At 63.9% G+C, this 21882-nt stretch carries 17 protein-coding genes; 5 read left to right on the top strand and 12 right to left on the bottom strand.

Features of this window, described 5'->3' with window-relative positions; translation table 11 throughout:
• Positions 1-61: 61 nt before the first annotated feature.
• Both ACQ4W6_RS10975 and ACQ4W6_RS10970 read left to right on the top strand, forming a co-directional pair.
• Entirely contained in the window at positions 62-2836 is a 2775-nt protein-coding gene (locus ACQ4W6_RS10975; protein WP_436567226.1) for a bifunctional diguanylate cyclase/phosphodiesterase, read from the top strand.
• A 240-nt stretch (positions 2837-3076) separates the two neighbouring features.
• Positions 3077-4510: an OmpP1/FadL family transporter gene (locus ACQ4W6_RS10970; protein WP_436567225.1), complete on the top strand. Its 1434-nt coding sequence runs from the start codon at positions 3077-3079 to the stop codon at positions 4508-4510.
• An 84-nt stretch (positions 4511-4594) separates the two neighbouring features.
• Here ACQ4W6_RS10970 and ACQ4W6_RS10965 read toward each other — a convergent pair whose 3' ends face one another.
• From ACQ4W6_RS10965 to wrbA, 9 genes are read right to left on the bottom strand one after another with little or no spacing between them, the layout of a single operon-like run.
• A complete protein-coding gene (locus ACQ4W6_RS10965) occupies positions 4595-5674 on the bottom strand; it encodes a threonine aldolase family protein (RefSeq protein ID WP_436567224.1) in 1080 nt (359 codons plus the stop codon).
• Positions 5675-5686: 12 nt separating this feature from the next.
• The gene (gene leuE, locus ACQ4W6_RS10960; RefSeq protein ID WP_436567223.1) at positions 5687-6361 is read right to left on the bottom strand and encodes a leucine efflux protein LeuE; all 675 of its coding nucleotides are present in this window, start codon (positions 6359-6361) and stop codon (positions 5687-5689) included.
• A 2-nt stretch (positions 6362-6363) separates the two neighbouring features.
• Positions 6364-8229, bottom strand: coding sequence for an ABC transporter transmembrane domain-containing protein (locus ACQ4W6_RS10955; protein ID WP_436567222.1), 1866 nt, complete (start codon positions 8227-8229; stop codon positions 6364-6366).
• 57 nt (positions 8230-8286) lie between these two features.
• Positions 8287-9363, bottom strand: a complete 1077-nt coding sequence (locus ACQ4W6_RS10950) for a lipocalin-like domain-containing protein (RefSeq protein ID WP_436567354.1) — start codon at positions 9361-9363, stop codon at positions 8287-8289.
• 8 nt (positions 9364-9371) lie between these two features.
• The gene (locus tag ACQ4W6_RS10945; protein WP_436567221.1) at positions 9372-11981 is read right to left on the bottom strand and encodes an ABC transporter permease; all 2610 of its coding nucleotides are present in this window, start codon (positions 11979-11981) and stop codon (positions 9372-9374) included.
• Positions 11969-12397 carry a DUF4124 domain-containing protein gene (locus ACQ4W6_RS10940; RefSeq protein WP_436567220.1) on the bottom strand — a complete coding sequence of 143 codons (429 nt, stop codon included), beginning with the start codon at positions 12395-12397 and terminating at the stop codon, positions 11969-11971. The genes ACQ4W6_RS10945 and ACQ4W6_RS10940 overlap by 13 nt, the downstream gene beginning before the upstream one ends.
• On the bottom strand, positions 12394-13821 hold the full coding sequence (locus tag ACQ4W6_RS10935; protein WP_436567219.1) for an FAD-binding oxidoreductase: 1428 nt from the start codon (positions 13819-13821) through the stop codon (positions 12394-12396). The genes ACQ4W6_RS10940 and ACQ4W6_RS10935 overlap by 4 nt, the downstream gene beginning before the upstream one ends.
• Entirely contained in the window at positions 13818-14219 is a 402-nt protein-coding gene (locus ACQ4W6_RS10930; RefSeq protein ID WP_436567353.1) for a DUF2069 domain-containing protein, read from the bottom strand. Before ACQ4W6_RS10930 ends, ACQ4W6_RS10935 begins: the two co-directional genes overlap by 4 nt.
• A complete protein-coding gene (gene wrbA, locus ACQ4W6_RS10925) occupies positions 14219-14827 on the bottom strand; it encodes an NAD(P)H:quinone oxidoreductase (protein ID WP_436567352.1) in 609 nt (202 codons plus the stop codon). Before wrbA ends, ACQ4W6_RS10930 begins: the two co-directional genes overlap by 1 nt.
• A gap of 67 nt (positions 14828-14894) precedes the next feature.
• On the opposite strand from wrbA, the gene ACQ4W6_RS10920 reads away from it, so the two are divergent.
• Complete coding sequence (locus tag ACQ4W6_RS10920) at positions 14895-16328, top strand: YihY family inner membrane protein (RefSeq protein WP_436567218.1); 1434 nt, start codon at positions 14895-14897, stop codon at positions 16326-16328.
• Here the strand turns inward: ACQ4W6_RS10920 and ACQ4W6_RS10915 are convergent.
• From ACQ4W6_RS10915 to ACQ4W6_RS10905, 3 genes are read right to left on the bottom strand one after another with little or no spacing between them, the layout of a single operon-like run.
• A complete protein-coding gene (locus ACQ4W6_RS10915; RefSeq protein WP_436567217.1) occupies positions 16282-18276 on the bottom strand; it encodes a DUF6630 family protein in 1995 nt (664 codons plus the stop codon). The two genes, ACQ4W6_RS10920 and ACQ4W6_RS10915, sit on opposite strands and share 47 nt — an antisense overlap.
• A 36-nt stretch (positions 18277-18312) precedes the next feature.
• Positions 18313-19119, bottom strand: coding sequence for an alpha/beta fold hydrolase (locus ACQ4W6_RS10910; protein ID WP_436567216.1), 807 nt, complete (start codon positions 19117-19119; stop codon positions 18313-18315).
• Position 19120: 1 nt separating this feature from the next.
• On the bottom strand, positions 19121-20431 hold the full coding sequence (locus ACQ4W6_RS10905; RefSeq protein WP_436567215.1) for an O-acetylhomoserine aminocarboxypropyltransferase: 1311 nt from the start codon (positions 20429-20431) through the stop codon (positions 19121-19123).
• A 237-nt stretch (positions 20432-20668) separates the two neighbouring features.
• On the opposite strand from ACQ4W6_RS10905, the gene ACQ4W6_RS10900 reads away from it, so the two are divergent.
• Both ACQ4W6_RS10900 and ACQ4W6_RS10895 read left to right on the top strand, forming a co-directional pair.
• The gene (locus tag ACQ4W6_RS10900) at positions 20669-21292 is read left to right on the top strand and encodes a 2OG-Fe(II) oxygenase (RefSeq protein ID WP_436567214.1); all 624 of its coding nucleotides are present in this window, start codon (positions 20669-20671) and stop codon (positions 21290-21292) included.
• Between the two features lie 126 nt (positions 21293-21418).
• On the top strand, positions 21419-21865 hold the full coding sequence (locus ACQ4W6_RS10895) for a CBS domain-containing protein (RefSeq protein WP_436567213.1): 447 nt from the start codon (positions 21419-21421) through the stop codon (positions 21863-21865).
• The last annotated feature ends 17 nt before the right edge of the window (positions 21866-21882 follow it).

The following is a 21882-nucleotide window of genomic DNA, read 5'->3' as shown; positions in this document are numbered from 1 at the left end:
ACATGACTCTGTGGTAACTTGTATGTTCCTAAGGAAATACAGAAACGGCAGATGCTGCACCATGTTTTTGCGACAATTTGTAAACAATAATAACGCTGCCGTGGTGGAGATGAGCAGGGCCGATTTTCTCAAGGCGAATCTGCGCCTGATCCTGGCCTGGCCCGTGCTGTGCCTGGCCCTGTGCGCCGTGCTGTGGACGGCGACCCTGCTGCAGCTGGAAGCGGAAAAGAAGGTGGCGCAGCAGCAAGCGCTCGACAGCGTGGCCTCGCAGTCGAAGGCCTATGGACAGTATCTGCTGCGCACGCTCGAACAGATGGACCAGTTGACCCTGCAGCTCAAGTATGAATGGGAAAACGCGCGCGGCAAGCTGCGCCTGGACCAGTTGAAGGCGCAGGGTATGTATGCCTTACCGCAATTTTCCATCGTCGCCATCCTCGACCGCAGGGGCCATGCCGTCACGGCCACGGCGCCCCTGACGCGATTGCGCACGAACGAGCGCAGCGACTTTTTGCTGCGCCACTGGCGCAGCAATTCCAGCGCCCTGCGCATCGCGCTGGGGCGGACCAACGAGGCGGCCCCGGTTGCTGGCGGCGCGGGCGAGACGCTGGTGCACTTCACGCGCCGCCTGGAGGACGAAGATGGTAATTTCGATGGCGTGCTGCTCATTTCCATCCACTCCAGTTATTTTTCGCAATTTTACGACAGCGTCAACTTTGGCACGTTCGGCATGTCCGCGATGGTGGGCGAAGAGGGCGAACTGTTCAGCACGCGCGTAGGCTCGCGCGTCTTGCCCGTTGCTGGGGTACATGACGGCCAGGGCACGCCGTTTTTCGACACGAGCTTCCTGGAAACGGACAGCGGCGCCATCGAATCGGGCAGCAGGGTGGCTTTTTCCGACAAGCAAAACCGCTATGTGGGCTGGCAGGCGCTGAAAGGCTATCCATTTACGGCCGTAGTGGGGCTGGCCTGCAGTGAAATGCTGCACCCCTACCAGGAAACGCGCAGCATCTATATCGGCATTGCCTTGGCTGTGACCTTGCTGCTGTTGGCCTTTGCCGCCATCGCCACCGTGCTGTCGCTGCGCCTGGCCTGGCGCCACCATCAGTCCGAAGGCGTGCGCAACGCCTACCGCATGGCGACCGAAGGCACCAGCGACGGCTTTTTCATCATTTCCGCCCTGCGTGGCGAGGATGGCGCCATCCTGGACTTCGAGATCGTCGACTGCAACGAGCCGGGCGCCGGCTATTTTGGCGTGCGCCGCGAACAGTTGCTGGGCATGCGGCTGCAATCGCGCGCCCACGAGCCGTATTTCCGCGACCTGATTCATCATTACCGCGCCGCCATGGCCTCCGGCTTTTCCGAGGAAGAGATCGAATTACCCGATGGCAACCCGTTCAAGCTGCGCTGGATACGCTGGCGCCTGGTGCGCAGCGGCGAGCGCCTGGCCGTCACGCTGCAAGATATCAGTGCGGCCAAGGAGCACGAGCGCGACCTGCGCCGCCTGGCCAACGAGGATGGCTTGACGGGCTTGCCCAACCGTTACTGGCTGCAGCAATTCCTGCCCGAGGCGCTGGCGCGCGCCGCCATCGCGCAGCACATGCTGGCGCTGCTGTTCATCGACCTCGATGGTTTCAAGGATATCAACGACACGCAGGGCCATGCCGAGGGCGACAAGGTGCTGCGCGCCGCGTCCCTGCGCCTGAAAGCCGTGCTGCGCCCGGGCGACCATGTGGTGCGCCTGGGCGGCGATGAATTTGTCGTCGTGCTCGACCCGGTGGAAGACGACAGCCGCGCCGAGCAGGTGGCGCAGCGCATCGCCATCGCCTTCGACGAGCCGTTTTACCTGGGCAGCGAACGCCACAAGATGGGTGCCTCGATCGGCATCAGCCTGTATCCGCGCGATGGCGCCGAGACGGACGTGCTGCTGAAAAACGCCGATATCGCCATGTATGCCGTGAAAGTGGCAGGCAAGGGCCACCACCGCTTCTTCCAGCCCGAACTGTTCGAAACCATCCGCAACCGCCGCGAACTGGAGCAAAGCCTGGTGGCAGCGCTGGAGCAGGATCAGTTCCTCGTCGTCTACCAGCCACGGGTCGACGCCATGAGCGGGCAGCTGTGCAGCATGGAGGCGCTGGTGCGCTGGCGCCACCCGCAGCACGGCATGGTGCCGCCGCTGGAATTCATCCCCGTGGCCGAAAGTAGCGGCTTGATTTCCCAGCTCGGCGAAGTCGTCATCGAGAAGGTCTGCCTGCAGATGGCGCACTGGCAGGGGGCCGGCCAGGAGCTGGTGCCCGTCTCGATCAACGTTTCGGCGCGCCAGTTCGGCCGCGGCGACGTGCACCAGGTGCTGGCGTCCGCGCTGGCGCGCCACCGCATCGATGCGCGCCTGATCGAGGTGGAAATCACCGAATCGGCCATGATGGATGAACAGAACCGCGCCGTGGAGCAGCTGTCGGCCATCCGCGCGTTAGGCGTGCGCCTGCTGGTCGACGATTTCGGCACCGGTTACTCCTCGCTGTCGCAGCTGCAGAAGTTCGCCATGGATGGCTTGAAGATCGACCGTGCCTTCACCATGGAGCTGGGCCGCTCGGAGCAGGGCGAGGTGTTCGTGCGCGCCATCCTGTCGATGGCGCATGCGCTGGGCATGAGCGTGGTGGCCGAAGGGGTGGAGACGCGCGAGCAGCTCGACATCCTGCGCGCGCTGCAGTGCAACGAAGTGCAGGGCTATTTCATCTCGCGCCCCGTGCCTGCCGACCAGATGCTGGCGCTGATGCGCAAGCGCTTTCTCATACCACTTCCAGCGCCCGTGCTGCCGCCATATAGCCCCCGTTCATAGCGCGGAAAACAACGCTGCCCAATAAAAAGAGCGACCGTTCGCTTTTTTTTCAAAAATATTATATGCTTCGCGCATGCCCTCGGTGCGGAAGTTCACTGTGGCAAGAAAAGTGCAGGATGGGTACGCTTGGAGATACCCGAGACATTGCGCCGAAGAAACTAAACACGCCAACGCAAAACCGCTGCGCTACGCCGCTGGTTTTGCCAAGTGGTTTGATGCATATAATAAAGAGAGACTAACTTGAAACATAAATATCTTCCCCTCCTCATCGTTGCCGCTTTCGCCGGCATTTCCTCCACCGCGCAAGCATCGGGCTACCGTTTTGGTTCGCAATCCGTATCCGGCCAGGGTTCGGCCGACGCGAATGGCGCCGAAGCGGCCGACGCTTCGACCATTTTCTACAATCCGGCCGGCATGTCGCGCCTGGAAGGCACGCAGTTCGTCGGCGGCGGCACGCTCGTGGTGCCCCATTCGACCTACGCAGATACGGGTTCGAAGACCTTCACCGGCCGCACGCCAGGCGGCACGACCAAGGATTACGCGCCCGACGCCGTGTTTGCGCCAGCCCTGTACGCGAGCAAGAAAGTCAATGATCAATGGACCGTCGGCATGGGCCTGTTCGTGCCGTACGGCGCCAAGCTCGATTACGGCAATGACTGGAGCGGCCGCTATGCGATTACCAACATCAAGCTCGAAGCCATCGCCCTGAATCCTTCGGTCTCCTTCAAGCTGGACCAGCATCACTCGTTCGGTTTCGGCATCACGGCTGAACACATGAAGGCAGAACTGGGCCAGGCAGTCGACGTGCCCGGTTCCGTGGCATTCCTGGGCCAGCATGCGCCAGCCGCATCGCAAGCCTTCCTGGCCAATATCGCCAAGACGCAGGGCCTGGCCGCGGCGCAGGCAGCTGGCGCCGCACTGCAGGGCGCCAAGGATGGCCACGCTTCGATGGATGGCGATGACTGGGGCTTCGGCTTCAACCTGGGCTATCTGTACCAGATGAATGAGGGTACGCGTGTCGGTATTGCCTACCGTTCGTCGATTTCGCACAAGCTGAAAGGCGACACGATCTGGGACTTCTCGCAAGTGTCGAACAACGCTGCCGTGAATGGCTTCATTTCCGCCGCATCGGGCAAGGTCAATTCCAAGGCGCTGGTGGAAGTGCGCACGCCGGAAACGCTGTCGGTCAACGCCTTCCATCAAATGGATGACAAATGGGCCTTGATGGGCGACGTCACCTGGAGCCGCACTTCGCGCCTGGAAAACCTGGACATCCAGTTCCCGCCGACGGCTGAAGGCGCCGAGCGCATCCGCCAGAACTGGAAAGACACTTACCGCGTCTCGCTGGGCACCAACTACAAGTACAGCGAAAGCCTGCTGCTGCGCGCCGGTATCGCCCACGACCAGGCGCCAGTGCGCAGTGCCGAACTGCGCCACCCGGCCCTGCCGGACAGCGACCGCATGCAGTACTCGATCGGCGCGAACTGGAAGCTGAACGCCAATTCATCGATCGACCTCGCTTACAGCTACATCGCCTTCAAGGATGCTGACGTCAACTACAAGAATGACTGCTCGCCGGTAACGGCTGGCTGCACCGGCAACGGTGAAACCACCAAGGGCCTGTTCAAGACCCGCATGCAGTTGATTGGTCTCGCTTACAACTACAAGTTCTAAGCAGGTAATGGCGGCCGATCCAGCCGCCGTGAAATGAGAAAGGCGCCCTCGGGCGCCTTTTTCTGTGCCGTTCGCGGCTTCGTTCTAGAATTCCCGCACCAGCAGCGCCAGTGCTTCGCGCACCTGCGCATCGGGCATGTCCAGCAAGTTATCTCCCACATACCACTCCACCACGCTGTGCCCGGGCAGGGCGGCGTGGCTGGCGCGGCCGAACAGCCAGATGCCGTGTTCCTCGGCCACCTGGTTGCGGATGGCGCTGGCCCGCTCGCGCGAGACGGGCAGGTGCAAATGCAGCATGTTCGCTTGCGGCTGCGCGGGATTGAGGCGAATCGCCGGATAATCGCGCAGCAGCGCGTACAGCCATTGCGTGCGGGCGAAATAGCGGGGCATGGCGGCGATGCGCGCATCGAACTGCATGGCGGCGGCCACCACGTAGGGCGTGCGGTGCACGATATTGCCACCCTGGCGGCGGAACCACTCGCGCGATCGTTCGATAAACTGGCCGCTGCCGGCCAGCATGGCGCCACCGAGGCCGCCGATGCCCTTGTACAGCGACACATACACGGAATCAAAGCCGTCGCAGATGGCGGGCAAAGGCTGATTGAAACCCGCTTGCGCTTCCCACAGGCGGGCGCCGTCCATGTGCAGGTGAATGTTGTTCACGCGGCAGTGCTGCTTGATCTTGCTCAACTCTTCCCAGGATGGGCACTGGCCGCCGATTTCGCGCATTGGCAGTTCGAGCTGCACGGCGCCCAGCGCATCGGGCACGGCGCGCAAGTCGTCCACCGTCCACGGGCGGTGCGGGTCGCCCAGCATCAAGCCCTTGAAGTGACCGAGCAATGCATGGTTGCCCCGTTCATGGCGCAGGATGTGCGAGGTCGGGTGCAGCGCCACCAGCGGCGAGCCGCGCTCCTGGCAAGCCAGGCGCAGGGCGGTTACTTGCGTCATGGTGCCCGTGATGCAGAACACGGCCGCCTCGAAACCGAGCAGGCTGGCGATCTTGTTCTCGAACTGCTCGATCAGCGCGCCCTCGCCATACGTATCGTGCGCAACATGATTGGTCTCGCACCAGGCGGCCATGGCGGCGAAGGTGGCCGCTGGCGTGGGCTGGCGGTGGCCGGGCAGGATGGTGTGGCAGCGCTGGCGCAGTTCAGTATCGGTCAAGGCAGTTTTTCCTCAGAGTGTGGCGGTGGCCAGTTTCGCGCCGAAGCCGATGAACATGGCGCCCACGCCACCGCCCATGCCGGCCGACAGGCGGCGACGGCGGCGGAAGGTCTCGGCCAGGCGCGCGCCCATGAAGATGATGGCCGTCAGGTAGGTAAAACTGATCACCTGGCAGATCAGGCCCAGGCCGATGAATGACAGCACGGGCCTGGCAAAGGCCGGGTCGACGAACTGGATGAAAAACGAGATGAAGAACAGGATGGCCTTCGGGTTCATCAGGCTGATGATCAGCGCCTTGCGAAATGGGTCGCTTTCCTTCACTGGCACGGGCGCCGCTGCAGCTTCGCCTTCGGCCGGATTTGGCGCGCGCAGCTTGCGCCAGCAGCCTATCAGCATCTGCAGGCCGATCCAGCCCAGGTAGGCCGCGCCGATGTACTTCACCACATAGAACAGGGCAGGGCTGGCTTTCAGCAGGGAGGCGACGCCGCAGGCCGACAGCACCATCAATATCAGGTCGCCGGCGAAAATGCCGAAGGCGCCCTGGTAGGCGGGCCGCACGCCACGCTGCGCCGCCACCGACAGCACATACATGGAATTGGGGCCGGGCAGGATGACGATGAAGATCGTCCCCAATAAAAAGGTCCAGAAATCGGTGATGCCCAGGTTGGCGTGGAAAAGTGCGTTCATACCTATTCTGCCTGGTTGATCTGTACGTGATGAAATTGCAGTGCAGCAAGATTGGCATAGATGCCTTTCAACGCCACCAGCGAAGCATGCGTGCCCATTTCGACGATCTTGCCGTCTTCCATGACGATGATGCGGTCGGCCCGTTGCACGGTTGCCAGGCGGTGCGCGATAATGACGGTGGTGCGGCCCACCATGGCCGCTTCCAGTGCTTTTTGCACCAGGCGTTCCGATTCCGCATCCAGCGCACTGGTGGCTTCGTCGAGCAGCAGCAGCGGCGGGTTTTTCAGCAGGGCGCGGGCGATGGCGATGCGCTGGCGCTGGCCGCCGGACAGGCGCACGCCCCGTTCGCCGAGGAAGGACTTGTAGCCATTCGGCAGGCGCTCGATAAATTCGTGGGCTGCCGCCATTTTTGCAGCAGCGATGACGTCTTCATCGCTCGCGCCGGCGCGGCCGTAGCGAATGTTTTCCATGGCGTCGGCCGAGAAGATCACCGTATCTTGCGGCACGATGCCGATGGCGTCGCGCAGGGTATGCAAGTCGAGCTGCTTGATATCGACGCCATCGAGGCGGATGCTGCCGCTTTGCGGGTCATAAAAACGTAAAAATAACTGGAAGAGGGTGGTCTTGCCGGCGCCGGACGAGCCCACCACGGCCACCGTTTCGCCGGCACGGATATCCAGGCTGAGGTGGTCGAGCGCGTAGGTGTCCGGGCGCGAGGGATACGAGAACATGACCTTGTCCAATGTCAAGGCGGCGCCATTGGCAGCGCGTGCGGGCAGCGGCAGCGGCGTAGCAGGAGATTCGATTTCCGATTTGACGGCCATCAATTCAAGCAGGCGCTCGGTGGCGCCGGCGGCGCGCTGCGCTTCGCCCATCACTTCGGACAGGGCGCCGATGGCGCCGGCCACGATGGATGCGTACAGGATGAATTGGCCCAGGTCGCCGCCCGTCATCGCGCCTTCCAGCACGGCGCGCGCGCCCAGCCACAGCACGAAGACGATGGTGCCGAAGACCAGCAAGATGGCGATCATGGTCAGCAAGGCGCGGGCGCGGATGCGGCGCATGGCCGTCATGAAGGCGCCTTCGACAGAGTCGCCAAAGCGTTTCGATTCGATTTTCTCGTGCGTGAACGCCTGCACGGTGGGCATGGCGTTGAGGATTTCACCGGCCATGGCCGAAGCATCGGCGATGCGGTCCTGCGAATCGCGCGACAGCTTGCGCACGCGCCGGCCAAAGACGATGATGGGCACCACCACCAGGATCAACAGGCCGATGATGATGCCCGCCAGCTTGGCGCTGGTGATGAACAGCATCACCAGGCCGCCCAGGAACAGCAGCACATTGCGCAGCGCCATGGAGATGCTGGTGCCGACCACGGCCTGTATCAGGGTGGTGTCGGTGGTGATGCGCGACAGGACTTCGCCCGTCTGCGTGGTTTCAAAGAATTCGGGGCTTTGCGTGACGACGTGACGGTATACGGCGCTGCGGATATCGGCAGTGACGCGCTCGCCCAGCCACGATACAGTATAAAAGCGCGCGGCAGTGGCCAGCGCCAGGATGGAGGCCACGCCGAACAGGGCGAGGAACACCAGGTCCACATGCTGGATGCTTTTGGAACCGGCCGCGCCGCCAAAACCCAGGTCGATCATCTGCTTGAAGGCGGCAGGAATGGCCAGGGTGGAGGCGGCGGCCACCACCAGCGCAATACCGGCCAGGAAGAACTGCTTGCGGTACGGCGTCAGGAAAGGCATCAAGCCCTTGAAGGCGGCCAGGCTGCCTTTTTTCAGCTCGCGGCTGGTGCCGGTAGCGGGCGACGGTGTTGAGTTTGCTGTATTACTGCTGCTGTTTGTTTCTGTGCTGGTTGTCATTGTTTTTCGCTTTGATGTACATATTCGATAGTGCTTGTAACGCTAATAAAACGACGCTTATAACTTCATTGGCTGGACATAGCCCGTCATTTCCAGGTAGCCGCGGCCCGCCGGCTGGCCGTCGCGCTCCACCGTCACTGCGCCTTCCCAGTACACGGCGCCCGTCGAGCGGCGCGAATCGAGTTCCTGGTCCGCCTGCAAAGGCTTGATCTGCCAGCGCGTTGCACCCGTGCGTATTTCGGTGGCGACCGGGTATTGGGCCTGCGTACGGGGCGAGCGCCATAGCTGCGTGGGCGTGAAATCGACGTCGCCGGGCGCGAACTGCGTCATCTTACCGGACGCATCGCGCCATGTCGCGTGCGCCCATAGTTTAGCACCTGTCGTGCTGCGGATCTGGAAGGCCATCAGGGCGCCGCCGTCGTCGAGGTTGGCGCCTATCCAGTTCCAGCCGCTGGCGTCCGCGTCGAGCACCTGGCTGGACCATTCGTGGTCCAGCCAGGTAGTGCCCGTCACCGCTTCGGCCTTGCCGCCGGCGCGCGAGATCGTGCCACGGGTAGCAAGCTGCGGCTCGCTGTAGTAATAACTGGCTTGCGCGGGCCGCGCGCCCTTGCGCGAGTAGCCGTTCTGGCCCTGCAACAGCACTGGCTGCGTGGGTACCAGGCTCAGCTGCAGGTTGAATTCGCGCGCCGCCAGGCTGACCCGGTAGCTGCCATCGTTTTGCCGCTGCATGCGCCAGTCGTCCAGTTTCACATCCGTGTCGCCGACCTTGGCGTAGGCCAGGCCGAAACCCTCGCGCGCGCTTTTTTCATCGTGCAGTAGCTTGCCCAGCTTCGGGTCGGACAGGGCAGCATGGCCGATGATCAGCTGCTTGGGCGCAAACGCGCTGGGGTTATCCGCATCGGTGGCCGTGGCGCTGCGAAAGAAGGTTACCTGGTAGCCCAGTTTTTCGCCACCGCTGGTGCTTACCCATCCCGTGGCATACCACCATTCCGTCTTGTAGGCGGGGTGGGCGCCAAAGTCGTGCGGCAGGCGCAACGCCTGGCCGGGCGGCAGGGGAGTGACGGGGGCGAAGGCGGGCGGCGCAGCCAGGGCCGCCGCGCTGCAGAACGTGAGTAATAGAGTCAAGCGAGTCAAGCAGCGCATTACCAGTCCTCCCTGACGGCGCGGATGGGCCCTGCGGACAGCGCCTGGCGTCCCGCGATCAGGGCCGTGGCGGCAGCTGCCGTCAGCAGCGCGCCAGCCACGGTGGCGATCAAGGGCCAGGGCAGGTGCAGTTGCATTGTCCAATGGAAAGATTGCGGATTAACAATAAACACCAGCACAAAGCTGATCAGCAGGCCCAGGAGGAAACCGGTGGCGATGCCCAGCGCCGTCAATGCGCCGCCTTCCAGCGCAAGGATGGCGAGAATCTGCCCGCGCGTCACGCCTACGTGGCGCAGCATGCCGAATTCGCGCGCGCGCGCCAGGGTCTGCGCGGAGAACGTGGCGGCCACGCCGAACAGGCCGATGACGATGGCGATGGCTTCCAATAAATACGTGACGGCGAAGCTGCGGTCGAAAATCTGCAGGCTCAGGGCGCGGATGGCCGAAGGACTCGACACTTCCAGGCTGGCGCCAAACGGCAGCGCTTTCAGGCGCTGCTGCAACTGCTCGCCTGTGGCATCCTGGCCCAGCCACAGGGCCGCATCGCTGACATCCATGTCGCCGCTCAGGGCGCGGTAGTCGGCCAGCGGCATCTGGATGGAGCCGGAAGAGCGGGCGTAGTCGCGCCAGATGCCGGCCACAAAAAAGCCATGCAGGCCGCCCGCCAGCGGCAGCTTGATCTGCTGGCCCGGTTTGATGTTGTACAAGTCGGCCGCCGCCTCGGACAGCCACACCGGCTTGGCACCTGGTGGCACGGGCAGGGAGTCGCCCACCAGCACCATGCTTTTTCCCGGATCGGCGAGCACAATGGGGCGCGCCAGCAGCGCGACGTTGGGGCGGTCCGGTGACAGCGACAGACTGCGCACGCGCTGGAAATCGACCTTGGCCACGCCGGGCAGGGCGGCGATGGTGGCTTGTTCGCGCGGGTTCAGGCCCCCAGTTCCCCCGCTGGCGGCCGTGCGCGCATACAGGTCGGCCGGCAGGATTTGCAGCAGCCAGTCATCGACGGAGACGCGGAAACTCGACACCATGATGGCCATCGCCACCATCAGGCTAAAGCTGGACAGCACGCCGCCCAAGGCGATGCCGGCCTGGCCAGAAGCATTCGCCAGGCGCGCCAAGGTCAGGCTGCGGACGGGGGCGTGTGCGCTGGTGTCGGTGCGCAGCCAGGCGCGTTGCAGTGCGCGAAAGACCACGGCCGCCAGTTGCGGCATCAGGGCGATGGCGCCGATCAGCAACAGCGCGATGGACAGGTAGCCGAACAGCGGCAGCTCGAACACGGGCGGCAAGAATGTCAGGGCGCCGGCCAGCAGCAAACAGGCCAGTGCGGGCCAGGTCTTGGCCAGGCGCGTCGTCACTACTTCTTCGCTGCCCGATTTCAGGGCGATGGCGGGGGCGGCGCGGGCCGCTTCCAGCGCGGGCGCGGCGCAGCCCAGCAAGGCCACACCCAGGCCCAGGACAAAGTAGACAAAGGCGGCGACGGGCGTGAATTGCACCTGCGGCTGCACGCCCGCGAAATAGCCTGCGCCCAGGTCGCCGCCAAAGAAGCGCAGGGCGGCATAGGCCAGGCCAAAGCCACCGGCGATGCCCAGTGCGGCGCCGGCCACGCCCAGGCTGGCGCCTTCGAGCAGCACCTGGCGCAGCAATTGTCCCCGTTCCATGCCCAGCACGCGCAGCAGCGCAAACTGGCTGCGGCGGCGGATGACGGACAGCGCCTGCGTGGAAAACACCAGGAACGCTCCCGTAAACAGGGCGACCAGCGCCAGTACCGTCAGGTTGACCCGGTAAGCGCGGCTGAGGTTATTGTTGCGGCTATTCTGGTTCTCGTCGTTGGGCTGGCCGACGTGGAAACGTCCCGGATACTGCGCTTCGAGCGCGCGCGCCAGGTCCGCCTGGAAGGCGTCGCGGTTGACGCCCTGGCGCAGTTTCACATCGATGCGCGACAGTTTGCCAGATTTTTGGAAGCGCCACTGCGCTGCGCCTATATCCATCACGGCGATGCGCTGGCCGGCGCGCGCCCGTTGCAGCGAACCGGCCACGCGCAGCGCGACGCTGCCCGTGCCCGATTGCAGGGCAATCGTGTCGCCCTGCGCCACACCCAGCCAGCGCAAGGCGGCCGGAGACAAGAAGATGGCATCGTCGGCCAGGGTGTCGAATGGCTGGCCATCGGCGGGCGCGCCGATCAGGTCAGGGGAAATGAAGCCCGCACGGAAGACGTCGAGCGCCAGTATGTGCAGCGGGCCACCGTCCTTGCCGGTGTTCCCTGCCTTGTTGTTGCTGACCCTAGCCTGCAATTCCAGCACGGGCGAGGCCACGGCCACGCCGTCGCGCTGCGCCAGCTGCGGGTAGACGGACTCGTCGAACAGCGCTTCGCGCCCGGCCACCTGCACGTCGGCCTGGCCGGACAGGCTTTTGACGGCGGTGGAAAATTCATTGAATGCGGCCGCGTTGATCAGGTGAATGGCAAAGCCCAGCGCCACGCCGATGGCAATGGCCAGGATGGCGACGATGGCGCGCACGGGATGCGCGCGCCATTCACCCAGCAGCAGCCAGCGCGACAGCAAACGCTGCGTTGCGGGTTTTCCCTCCTGCGCACTCAATGCAGGCATTCGACGGCCAGGCGTTCGCCGGCGCGGCGCGCCTTCAGTTGCGCCGCATCGCGGGTTTTGTCACCGGCGCCGACGGCGTCCTGCGCCGCCCATTTCTGATCCAGGCGCAGCTTGGCGCAGTGCTTGTCGCGGGCCTCGACCTGTTTGGCGGCCCGCTCGCGCGCTTGGTCTTCCCGCTGTTCGCGCTTCTTGCGCGCCGCTTCCAGCTGGCTGGCCACGCGGTCCTGGCGCGTGGCGGCGCCCTTGTCGACGACAGGAGCAGCTGATGGCACTTCGAGAATCTGCAACTGGCCGCCCGTGCACGGCGCCTCGCTGTAGCTGGTCTGGCCATCCTGCACGCATTTGTAGACGCCCTGCGCGCCGGCATGGCCGGCCAGGCTGGCGCAGACGGCGAGCACGAACAGGGCTGCTTTCACAGGATTTTCCCCGGATTCATGATGTTTTGCGGGTCCAGCGCCTGTTTCACGGCACGCATCAGCTGCAGCTCCAGCGGCGACTTGTAGTACGCCAAATCCGCTTTTTTCAGGGCGCCGATGCCGTGTTCGGCCGAAATCGAGCCGCCAAAGCCGTGTACCTGGTCGTGCACGATGTGGTTGATGGCATCCTGGTTGGCAAGGAAGTCACGATCAGTCATGCCGGGCGGCGGCGCCACGTTGTAATGCAGGTTGCCGTCGCCCAGGTGGCCGAAGCAGACCAGCTGGCAGCCGGGGAAGGCCGCTTCCAGGGCGGCATCCGTGACACTGATGAAATCGGCGATGCAGGAAATGGGCAGCGAAATATCGTGCTTGATGTTCTTGCCCGCCTGCGCCTGCGCCAGCGGAATGTGTTCGCGCAGCTGCCACAGGCCTTCGGACTGCGCCACCGAGCTGGCGACGACGGCGTCTTCGATCAACTCGTCTTCCAGGGCTGCGCTTATGCTCGTTTCCAGCAATTCGACGGCATGCGCCTCGGACTGGCTGCTGGATAGTTCGAGCAGCACATATTGTGCATGCGGCGAGCCAAATGGGCGCGGCAGCTGGGGGAACTGCTCGGCCACCAGTTGCAGACAGTATTGCGACATCAGCTCAAAGCCCGTCAGGCTGGCGCCGCAATGGTCCTGCATCAAACTTAACAGGCGCAGCGCGTGGGCGGGCGAGGGCATGGCGGCCAGCGCCGTGATGCAAGCTTTCGGCTGCGGATACAGCTTCATGACGGCGCCCGTGATCACGCCCAGCGTACCCTCGGCGCCGATATACAGGTCGCGCAAATCGTAGCCGGTATTGTCCTTGCGCAAGCCGCGCAAGCCACTCCAGATTTCTCCCTGCGGTGTGACCACTTCCAGGCCCAGGCACAGCTCGCGCGTATTGCCGTAACGCAGCACGGCCGTGCCGCCCGCGTTGGTGGCCAAATTCCCCCCGATGGTGCAGCTGCCTTCGGCCGCCAGCGACAGGGGAAACAAACAACCGGCAGCCACAGCCGCTTCCTGGATGGTTTGCAAAATGCAGCCCGCGTCGACCGTGATGGTGCGGTTGACGGGGTCGAGCGCGCGGATGCTGTTCAGGCGTGCCAGCGACAGCACGATGGCCGTGCCGGCGGCGTCTGGAATACTACCCAGCACCAGGCCCGTATTGCCGCCCTGCGGCACCACGGGAATGTGCCATTGCGCGCAGGCGCGCAGGATGGCTGCCACTTGTTCCACCGTGGCAGGGCGCAGCACGGCCAGCGCCTTGCCCGTAAAACGGTCGCGCCAGTCGGTGAGGAAGGGCGCCGTGTCGGCGTCCAGTGTGAGTACGTAGGCGTCGCCCAGCAAGTCGCGGCAGGCGGCGAGGAAATCGGTTTGCGTCTGGGTCAATGCGGTCATTTCGTGGGATTCACTTTCTCGAGCAGTTCCTTGGCCAGCCGCTTGGCAGCCTTTTTATACGGGCGCAGATATAGCACGGCGCAGACAAAATAGATGCAGACGATGGCCGCTTCGCCCCAGGCCATCCACGCAGAGACGCGATTCGTGTCGCTGTAGCCGCGCACCACGCCCTCTGTAAAGTACAGCAGGATCACCATCGACGACCATTGCAAGGTGTAGACGTCGCGCTTGATGACGCCGTACAGGGGAATGAGCAGGGGCACGGCCTTCAAGACGATCCAGGAGCCGCCTGGTTGCAGCGGTGCGGCGATGGTTTCCCACAGCACGCACCAGACGATCAGGGTGACCAGGCTGGCGATGGCGCCCCAGTGAAAATACTTGTGCAGCGCGCCGTGCATCATGCGCCCGCCAGTTTCACGGCGTTGTCCGCCAGGCGCCGGCCCAGCGCGATGGCCAGGCGTTTTTCATCCTCGCTGAGCGCCTTGTCGCCATCGATGCCCGACCAGTGCGTGGCGCCATACGGCGAGCCGCCCGTGGCGGTGGTCATCAGCTCGGGATGGGTGTAGGGCAAGCCCATGACCAGCATGCCATGGTGGAAGAGGGGGATCATCATCGACAGCAGGGTCGATTCCTGGCCGCCGTGCAGGCTGCCCGTGGAGGTAAACACGCAGGCGGGCTTGCCCGACAGGCTGCCGGCCAGCCAGTCGCTGGCAGTGCCATCCCAGAAATATTTCATGGCGGCGGCCATGTTGCCGAAGCGCGTGGGCGAACCGAGGGCCAGGCCCGCGCATTCCTGCAAATCGTCGAGTTCCACGTAGGGCGCGCCATCGAGTGGCACTTCCGGCGCCGTCGCCTCGGCCACGGTGGACACGGCGGGCACGGTACGCAGTCGCGCATCGCAGCCAGGCACGCTTTCCACCCCTTGGGCAATCAGTTCGGCCAATTGGCGCGTGGCACCATGGCGTGAATAGAACAGTACAAGAATAATCAGATTGGTTGGCTTCATCATTGGTATTATAGGGCGCTTTATAGCCTGATACGACTGCTGTCATGGCGCCGATCTGATTTCCCACATGTTTTCAAAATATATACTTCCGTTCTTGCACTCCCTGTGGCGCGCCCTGGGCATCTGGCTCGATGCCGTGCGCGGCCTGACCTGGTCCGAAGCGCGCGACCTGCTGCAGTTTGCGCGCCGCCGCGTGCGCGAGGAAAGCCTGCCGCAAGTGGCGGGCAGCCTGACGTTTGCCACCGTATTTGCGCTGGTGCCACTGTTGACCCTGGCGCTGGCGATCTTCACCACCTTTCCCTTATTTAATACTTTCCGCCACGCACTGGAAGATTATTTCGTGCAAAGCGTGATGCCCAAGGGCATTTCGAACACCATCCTTGGCTACCTGACGACGTTTTCCTCGAAAGCCACGCGGCTGTCGGCCATCGGCGCGGGCACCCTGATTTTCACCTCGGTGGCGATGATGGGCCTGATCGAACGCGTCTTCAACCGCATCTGGCGCGTGCGCCAGCAACGCCGCTGGTCCAGGCGCCTGCTAGTGTACTGGGCCATCGTCACCCTGGGGCCGCTGCTGGTGGGCGTGTCGCTGACGGTCACCTCGCGCGTCTTCATCGCCACCAGCGGCGTGGTGGGCGCGGTGCCCTTCCTGGGCACTGTGTTTTATACGCTGGTGTCGATTGGCTTGACGATGCTGGCGTTTACCTTGCTGTACATCGCCGTGCCGAACCGCGACGTGGAGTGGCGCGACGCGGCCTGGGGCGGCTTGCTGGCCGCGCTGGCGTTCGAGCTTGCCAAGCGTGGCTTCGGTGAATTCATCCAGGAATTTCCCACCTATTCGCGCATCTACGGCGCCCTGGCCGCTTTGCCGCTGTTTCTCGTGTGGATCTACCTGAGCTGGATGATCACCCTGGTGGGCGCCTTGCTGGTGGCCGCCTTGCCGGTGGTGAAATATGAGCGCTGGTGGTACGAGGCGGCGCCCGGCAGCGAATTTGTCGACGCGGTGGCTATTTTGAAAGTGCTGCACCAGGCTTGTCACGGCGCCGATACCGCCCTGGTGGGCGCGGCCGAGATCCGCCGCAGCACGCGCCTGGGCTTCGAAGAGATGGAAAACCTGCTCGACAAGATGGTGCAGCAGGGCTGGGTGGGACGGGTCAACGTGGAAGGCGCCGTGCGGGTGCAGTGGGGCAAGCGCGTGCCCGACAGCTCGGACCACTGGGTCTTGCTGGGCAACGTCAACCGCATCACCCTGGCCGACGTCTACCGCCTGTTCGTCTTCGGCGGCATGCGCGTGAACTCCGGCTACCCGGCCGGTTCCACCAATGCGCGCGACATCAAGGCCGGCATCGATGCGGCCGCGCTGGCCGCGCAGGTGGAAAACGCCGTGGAAGAGGGGCTGGGCATGAGCCTGGCCCAGCATTTTGGCGAGGCAAGGTCGGCTGGGGCAATGGCGCTTACAGCAGCACTGGGCGCAAGGCCGCCTGCAGCGCCAACGTACTGAATGCCGCTGCATCGTCGGCGCGCACCACGCCCAGATAGTACGTGTCTTCGCCAGCGTGCATATTGATCAGGCGCAGTCGATGCGGCGCCAGATGGCGCGCGATGGCGGCCAGGCCTTCTGCCATGGCGTCGCCGTCTTCCTGGTCTGCCCAACGGAAATCGCGCAGCGCGGGCAGGGCGAGATGCTGGCCGATGCGCGGCACTTCATCGACCGATTTCCAGTCCAGCGTGGTGCCGTGGCCCAGCACGTGGGCGGCCGTTGACCAGAGCAGGAAAAAACATGCCGCCGCCGGCGTATCGCCTTCATATTCTTCCTGCGGGTCGTCTTCCGCCAGTTCCTCCAGCGTGATCTCCACGCAGCGCTGCGCCAGTGCAGCATCGCCTTGCAGCAGCAGGGCGGCCATGGCGCGCAATTGTTCGCGGTCGGCCTGCCCGAGAATCTGCGCGGGCGAGTAGCTGCGGCGCGGCGCCGCTGTTTTCCTGTTCAAGCCCATGGCTTCGCTCAGCTGGGCCGAAATATCCGCCTTGAAGTTGTCCAGCGTATCGAGCTGCTCTTGCAGCTGGCCCGTGAAATCCATGCGCCACGCCATGCCATCCTTGACTACATAGAGATAGTCGCTTTGCACGGCCACGCCGCGCAAATGGTGGGCGGGCGGGTATTGCGGGACAAAGGCCTGCTTGCCGCCCGGGGTCAGCATGCAGGCCAGCCCTTGCGCATCGATGGCGAAAATCAGGTTCTTGCGCAGCCTGGGCGGCGACGAGGTGGTGGCGCTATCGATGGCTTCGTACTGGCACGGCGCCAGCAGCTCGCCTGTGGCATTGGCCAGGCCGAACAGGTAGCGCCCGTCGATGCGCTGGCTGACGATGGCGATGTTCTTTTGTGTGCCGAAATCCTGCACGGAGCTGTATGCGGGCGCCAGCACCACCTTGCCCGTGGCATCGAGCACGCCGTGCACATTGCGCTCATCAATATCGTTCGTCTGGCGTTCGATATCGATATAGCCGTCGTCGCGCGGGAAGATGTTGCCCACGCCGTCAAAAAGCAGCGCGCCGTCGGGCAGGCGCAGCAATCGGCTGGCATCGTCCGGCAGCACCTGCTGCAGCAAATGGGGGCTGATGACGTACAGGGCGCCGGGTACGGGCGCCAGCACGACCGTGCCATTCAAATCGAGCACGCCGTGCGCATCGGGGCTGTCGGCCGTGGCAAACGTGATCCAGCCATCGTCCGCGTGGCGGCAGCCCAGGTCGGCAGCGCGCAGCGACAGCGGCACGATCCAGCGGCCGTATGGCGTGACGAGGCCCTGCGCGGCAGGATTGTCGGCGGTGCTCACGGCGTAGCACTGGATGTCTTCCAGCCATTGCTGCACTTCCAGCCCCTGCAGGAAGGGCAGCGTATCCGCGTCGAGTTCCTCGATATCGGCCAGCTGTGCGCTGGCAGTGGCTGACCAGTAGCCGCTGGCGGGCGAGGTGGCCGTGCCGGCGGCCAGCAAGGGCGCCAGCAGCTCCCGCTCGCTGCGCAGCAGGGCCGCGTGCAGCGCTTGCGCCTCGTCGCGGATGGTTTGCAGTGCTGCCGCATAGCCGGGCGTGCCAATATCGTGCTCGATCAGTTGCACGCAATCGAGTACCAGCCATGGCTGGCAGCCGGCCAGCAGGGCGCTGATGGCGCCGCGCGCGACGATGGCGGCCGCGTCGCGCGGCTGCTCCATCAGCGCGCACAGGGCTTGCCAGCTTGCCTGCGCCTGCGCCATCGGCGCGGCCAGCACGCAGTCGGTTTCCTCGCCAGCGCCGTAGAGTGGCCAGGCGATGGCTTGCGTGCCGGCGCCGATCAACAGCTGGAACAACAGCGGCGTGCTGTGCCGCCATTCGGCCAGTCCCGTGACGGTATCGGCGTCGAAATCGGGGTTGCCGGGCAGGCTGGCGGTGCTGAACAGGGCAGAGGTAAGGATCATCGCGATGCGTTTGAATCTATGCGTTTAAATAAATGGTTATGCCCGGGCGGCGAAGGAAATCAGGGTGTCCAGCACGGCGTCCGGCTGTTCGGCCATCAATTCATGCCCGCTATCGACCTGCACTACCTGGCCATGCGCGATGGTCGATGTCAGCAGCTTGGTCGATTTGAGCGGCGTCATCATGTCGCGCGCGCCGAAAATGAATAAAGTGGGGCAGTGTACCGAAGCGGCGGCGATTTCGCCGTTCGCGTACGCATTGCAGGCGTAAAAATCCGTATAAAACACGTGTTGAGGGTTGATGGCGGCGATGCGCTGCTTGAGGCGCCGCGCGCCGCCCATGGCATAAAAACCGGGGCCGGGGAAAGACGGCTTTTGCGCGAACGAGGAATGCGACCAGATATTGACCATGTCGATGGCCGCCTGCTCGTCCTGCAGCGACGTTTGCAGCAGCGCGGGCGAGACTTTCATCGGGTAGGTGGAGCCGAGCATGACCAGGTGGCTGACCCGCTCCGGCGCCTGGAATGCTGCTTCCAGCGCGATCAAGGAGCCCATGCTGTGGCCGATCAGCATGGCCTTGGCCGCGCCGGCCGCATCGAGCACGGCCAGGAGCCACTGCGCCAGTTCCTCCACGCTGTCTTTCGCTGCGCCGCCGCTGCGGCCGTGGCCAGGCAAGTCGACGGCCAGCACGTTCCAGCCGTGATGGGCGAAATAGCGCGTCTGCAGCGCCCACACGGAATGGTCGTTCTGCGCGCCGTGGATGAAGACGGCCGTGGGCTGACCGGGGTTGTATGGTTTGCCGCCCGTGTAGCAGTAGGCGCTGGTGTTTTCGATGGTCAATTGCATCTCAGGCGCCTTTCTGCGACAGTTTCAGGCCACGGGCCAGGTCGTCGATCAAATCATCCGCGTCTTCGAGTCCCACCGACAAGCGCATGGTGCCCTGCGTGATGCCGGCCTGTTCCAGCTGTTCGTTGGGGACCCGGAAATGCGTGGTGGAGGCGGGGTGGATGACGAGCGACTTGGCGTCGCCCACGTTGGCCAGGTGCGAGAAAATTGTCAGGCTGTCGACAAAGCGCTGGCCCGCCGCGCGGTCGCCGCGCAGGTTGAAGGTGAACACGGCGCCCGCACCCTTCGGCAGCAGGGTCTTGGCCAGCGCGTAATCGGGGTGCGACGGCAGTTCGGGGTAGGACACGGATGCCACGGCTGGATGGTCCAGCAGGAAGTCGATCACCTTGCGCGTGTTGGCCACGTGGCGGTCCATGCGCAGGCCCAGCGTTTCGATGCCTTGCAAGATGGCGAAGGCGTTGTGCGGGCTCATGACGGCGCCGAAATCGCGCAAGCCTTCGCGCCGCGCGCGCAGGGCGAACGGCGCCACCGTCGATTCCTCGGCAAAGACCATGCCGTGGAAGCCGTCATAGGGCTCGCACAATTCGGTAAAGCGGCCCGTCTTGTCGTAGGCCGCCTGCCAGTCGAAGGTGCCGCCATCGACCAGCAAGCCGCCGATGGCCGTACCGTGGCCGCACAGGAACTTGGTGGCCGAGTGCAATACCAGGTCGGCGCCATGCTCGAAGGGGCGCAGCAGGTACGGCGTGGTGAAGGTGGAGTCCACCATCAGCGGCAGCTGGTGTTCGTGCGCGATGGCGGCGATGGTCGGGATGTCGAGCACGTCGAGGCCGGGATTGCCCAGGGTTTCGGCAAACAATACGCGGGTTTCGGGGCGGATGGCGGCGCGCCAGGCGTCCGGGTCGCGCGGGTCGACAAAGGTGGTGGCGATGCCGAAGCGTTTCAGGGTGTAGGCCAGCAGGTTGTGCGAGCCGCCATACAGGGCGCGCGAGGCAACAATGTGCGAGCCGGCGCCGGCGATGGTGGACACGCCCAGGTGCATGGCGGCCTGCCCGCTGGCCGTGGCGATGCCGGCCACGCCGCCTTCGAGCGCGGCGATGCGCTCTTCGAGCACGGCGTTGGTGGGATTCGAGATGCGTGTATACACATGGCCGGCGCGCTCCATGTTGAATAGCGAGGCCGCATGCTCCGAGCTTTTGAAGGCAAATGCGGACGTGAAGTGGATGGGCGTGGCGCGCGCGCCCGTGGCCGGATCGGGCGCGGCGCCCGCGTGCAGGGATAAGGTGTCAAAACCGGGGTATTTCGGGCCGCTCATGGTGTCTCCGCCAATTATTATAGTGGCCAGATCGTAACCCGATTCAGGACTGAACAAAAGGGCAGCCGTGCGGGCCGCGCCTTGACAGGGGCTTGAAAATAAGTCATGGACGGGCAGCCCAGGTGGTACGATGCGCTGTCAGCGATCTTCTCGGCTCCACGGCATATCAGAAATCCTGGGCTTTTGACTGCGACGCGCGCCTGCGCGTACAGATGCACGTCCACCAGGAAAAATCGTATGCCCGCACTATCGTTCGACGGCGCCCTTGCCGTGCCCGGACTGTCTGTCGCCGACGGCCTGTGCCAGGCAGGCTGGCTCATGCAAGACCATTTTCTCCCCTCCGACCTCACTGCACAGCTGGCAGCCGAATGCGTGCAATCCATGCTCAGCGGCAACATGAAGGGCGCCGGCGTGGGTAGCGGCCATGCACCGCTGCTGCAGCCGGAAATTCGCGGCGACAACATCGAGTGGCTGGAAGCGGGGCGTTCAAACGCCTGCGACCGCTACCTGGAACACATGGAAGCGCTGCGCCAAACCTTGAACCGCGAACTGTTCCTGGGGCTGGACGAGTACGAAAGCCATTTCGCCCTGTATGCGCCGGGTGCCTTTTACCGTGCCCATCTGGACCGTTTTCGTGACGACGACAAGCGCACCGTCTCCGTCGTGCTCTACCTGAATGACGACTGGCTGCCCGGGCACGGCGGCGCGCTGCGCCTGCACCCACAAGACGTGCCCGTGGTGGACATCGCGCCGCAAGCGGGGCGCATGGCCATGTTCCTGTCGGGCGAGATGCTGCACGAGGTGCTGCCGACGGCGCGCCAGCGCTTGTCGATCGCCGGCTGGTTCCGCCGCCGCGCCTAGGAATGGCGTCAGCAACCGCCTCAATTTGATTGCGCGCAAGGCTGGATTTTTCCGCAGGCATAGGCTACAGTCGCAGTAAGGGCTTAGAATAACTAAAATACCAATCACGCGGACAGGACGGCCAATATGAAAGTATCTGAAATTCTCCAAGTCAAGGGCAATATCCTCTACACGGTCAAGCCTGACCAGCCCTTGCTTGACGCGGCCAATACCATGGCTGAAAAAGACATCGGTTCGCTGGTGGTCATGGAGTTTGGCGACCTGGTCGGCATGCTGACTTTCCGCGAAGTGCTCAATGCGCTGCATGAAAACGCGGGCCAGATCGGTGGCGGCACCGTGCGCAAGCATATGGATGACCACCCGATTACCGTCACGCCGGATACCGAGGTCAACGAGGTGCGCCGCATCATGCTGGAAAAGCACGCGCGCTACCTGCCCGTCATGAACGCCAAGACCTTGCTGGGCGTCATCTCCTTCTACGACGTGGCGCGCGCCGTACTGGAAGCGCAAAGCTTTGAAAACCAGATGCTCAAGGCGTACATTCGCGACTGGCCAGCCGAAACGACTGATTAAAAAGCAATCATTTAATA

It is taken from the genome of Janthinobacterium woesei, from assembly GCF_051380875.1.
Lineage (GTDB): Bacteria > Pseudomonadota > Gammaproteobacteria > Burkholderiales > Burkholderiaceae_D > Janthinobacterium.
This window is presented reverse-complemented; position numbering and strand designations above follow the sequence as displayed.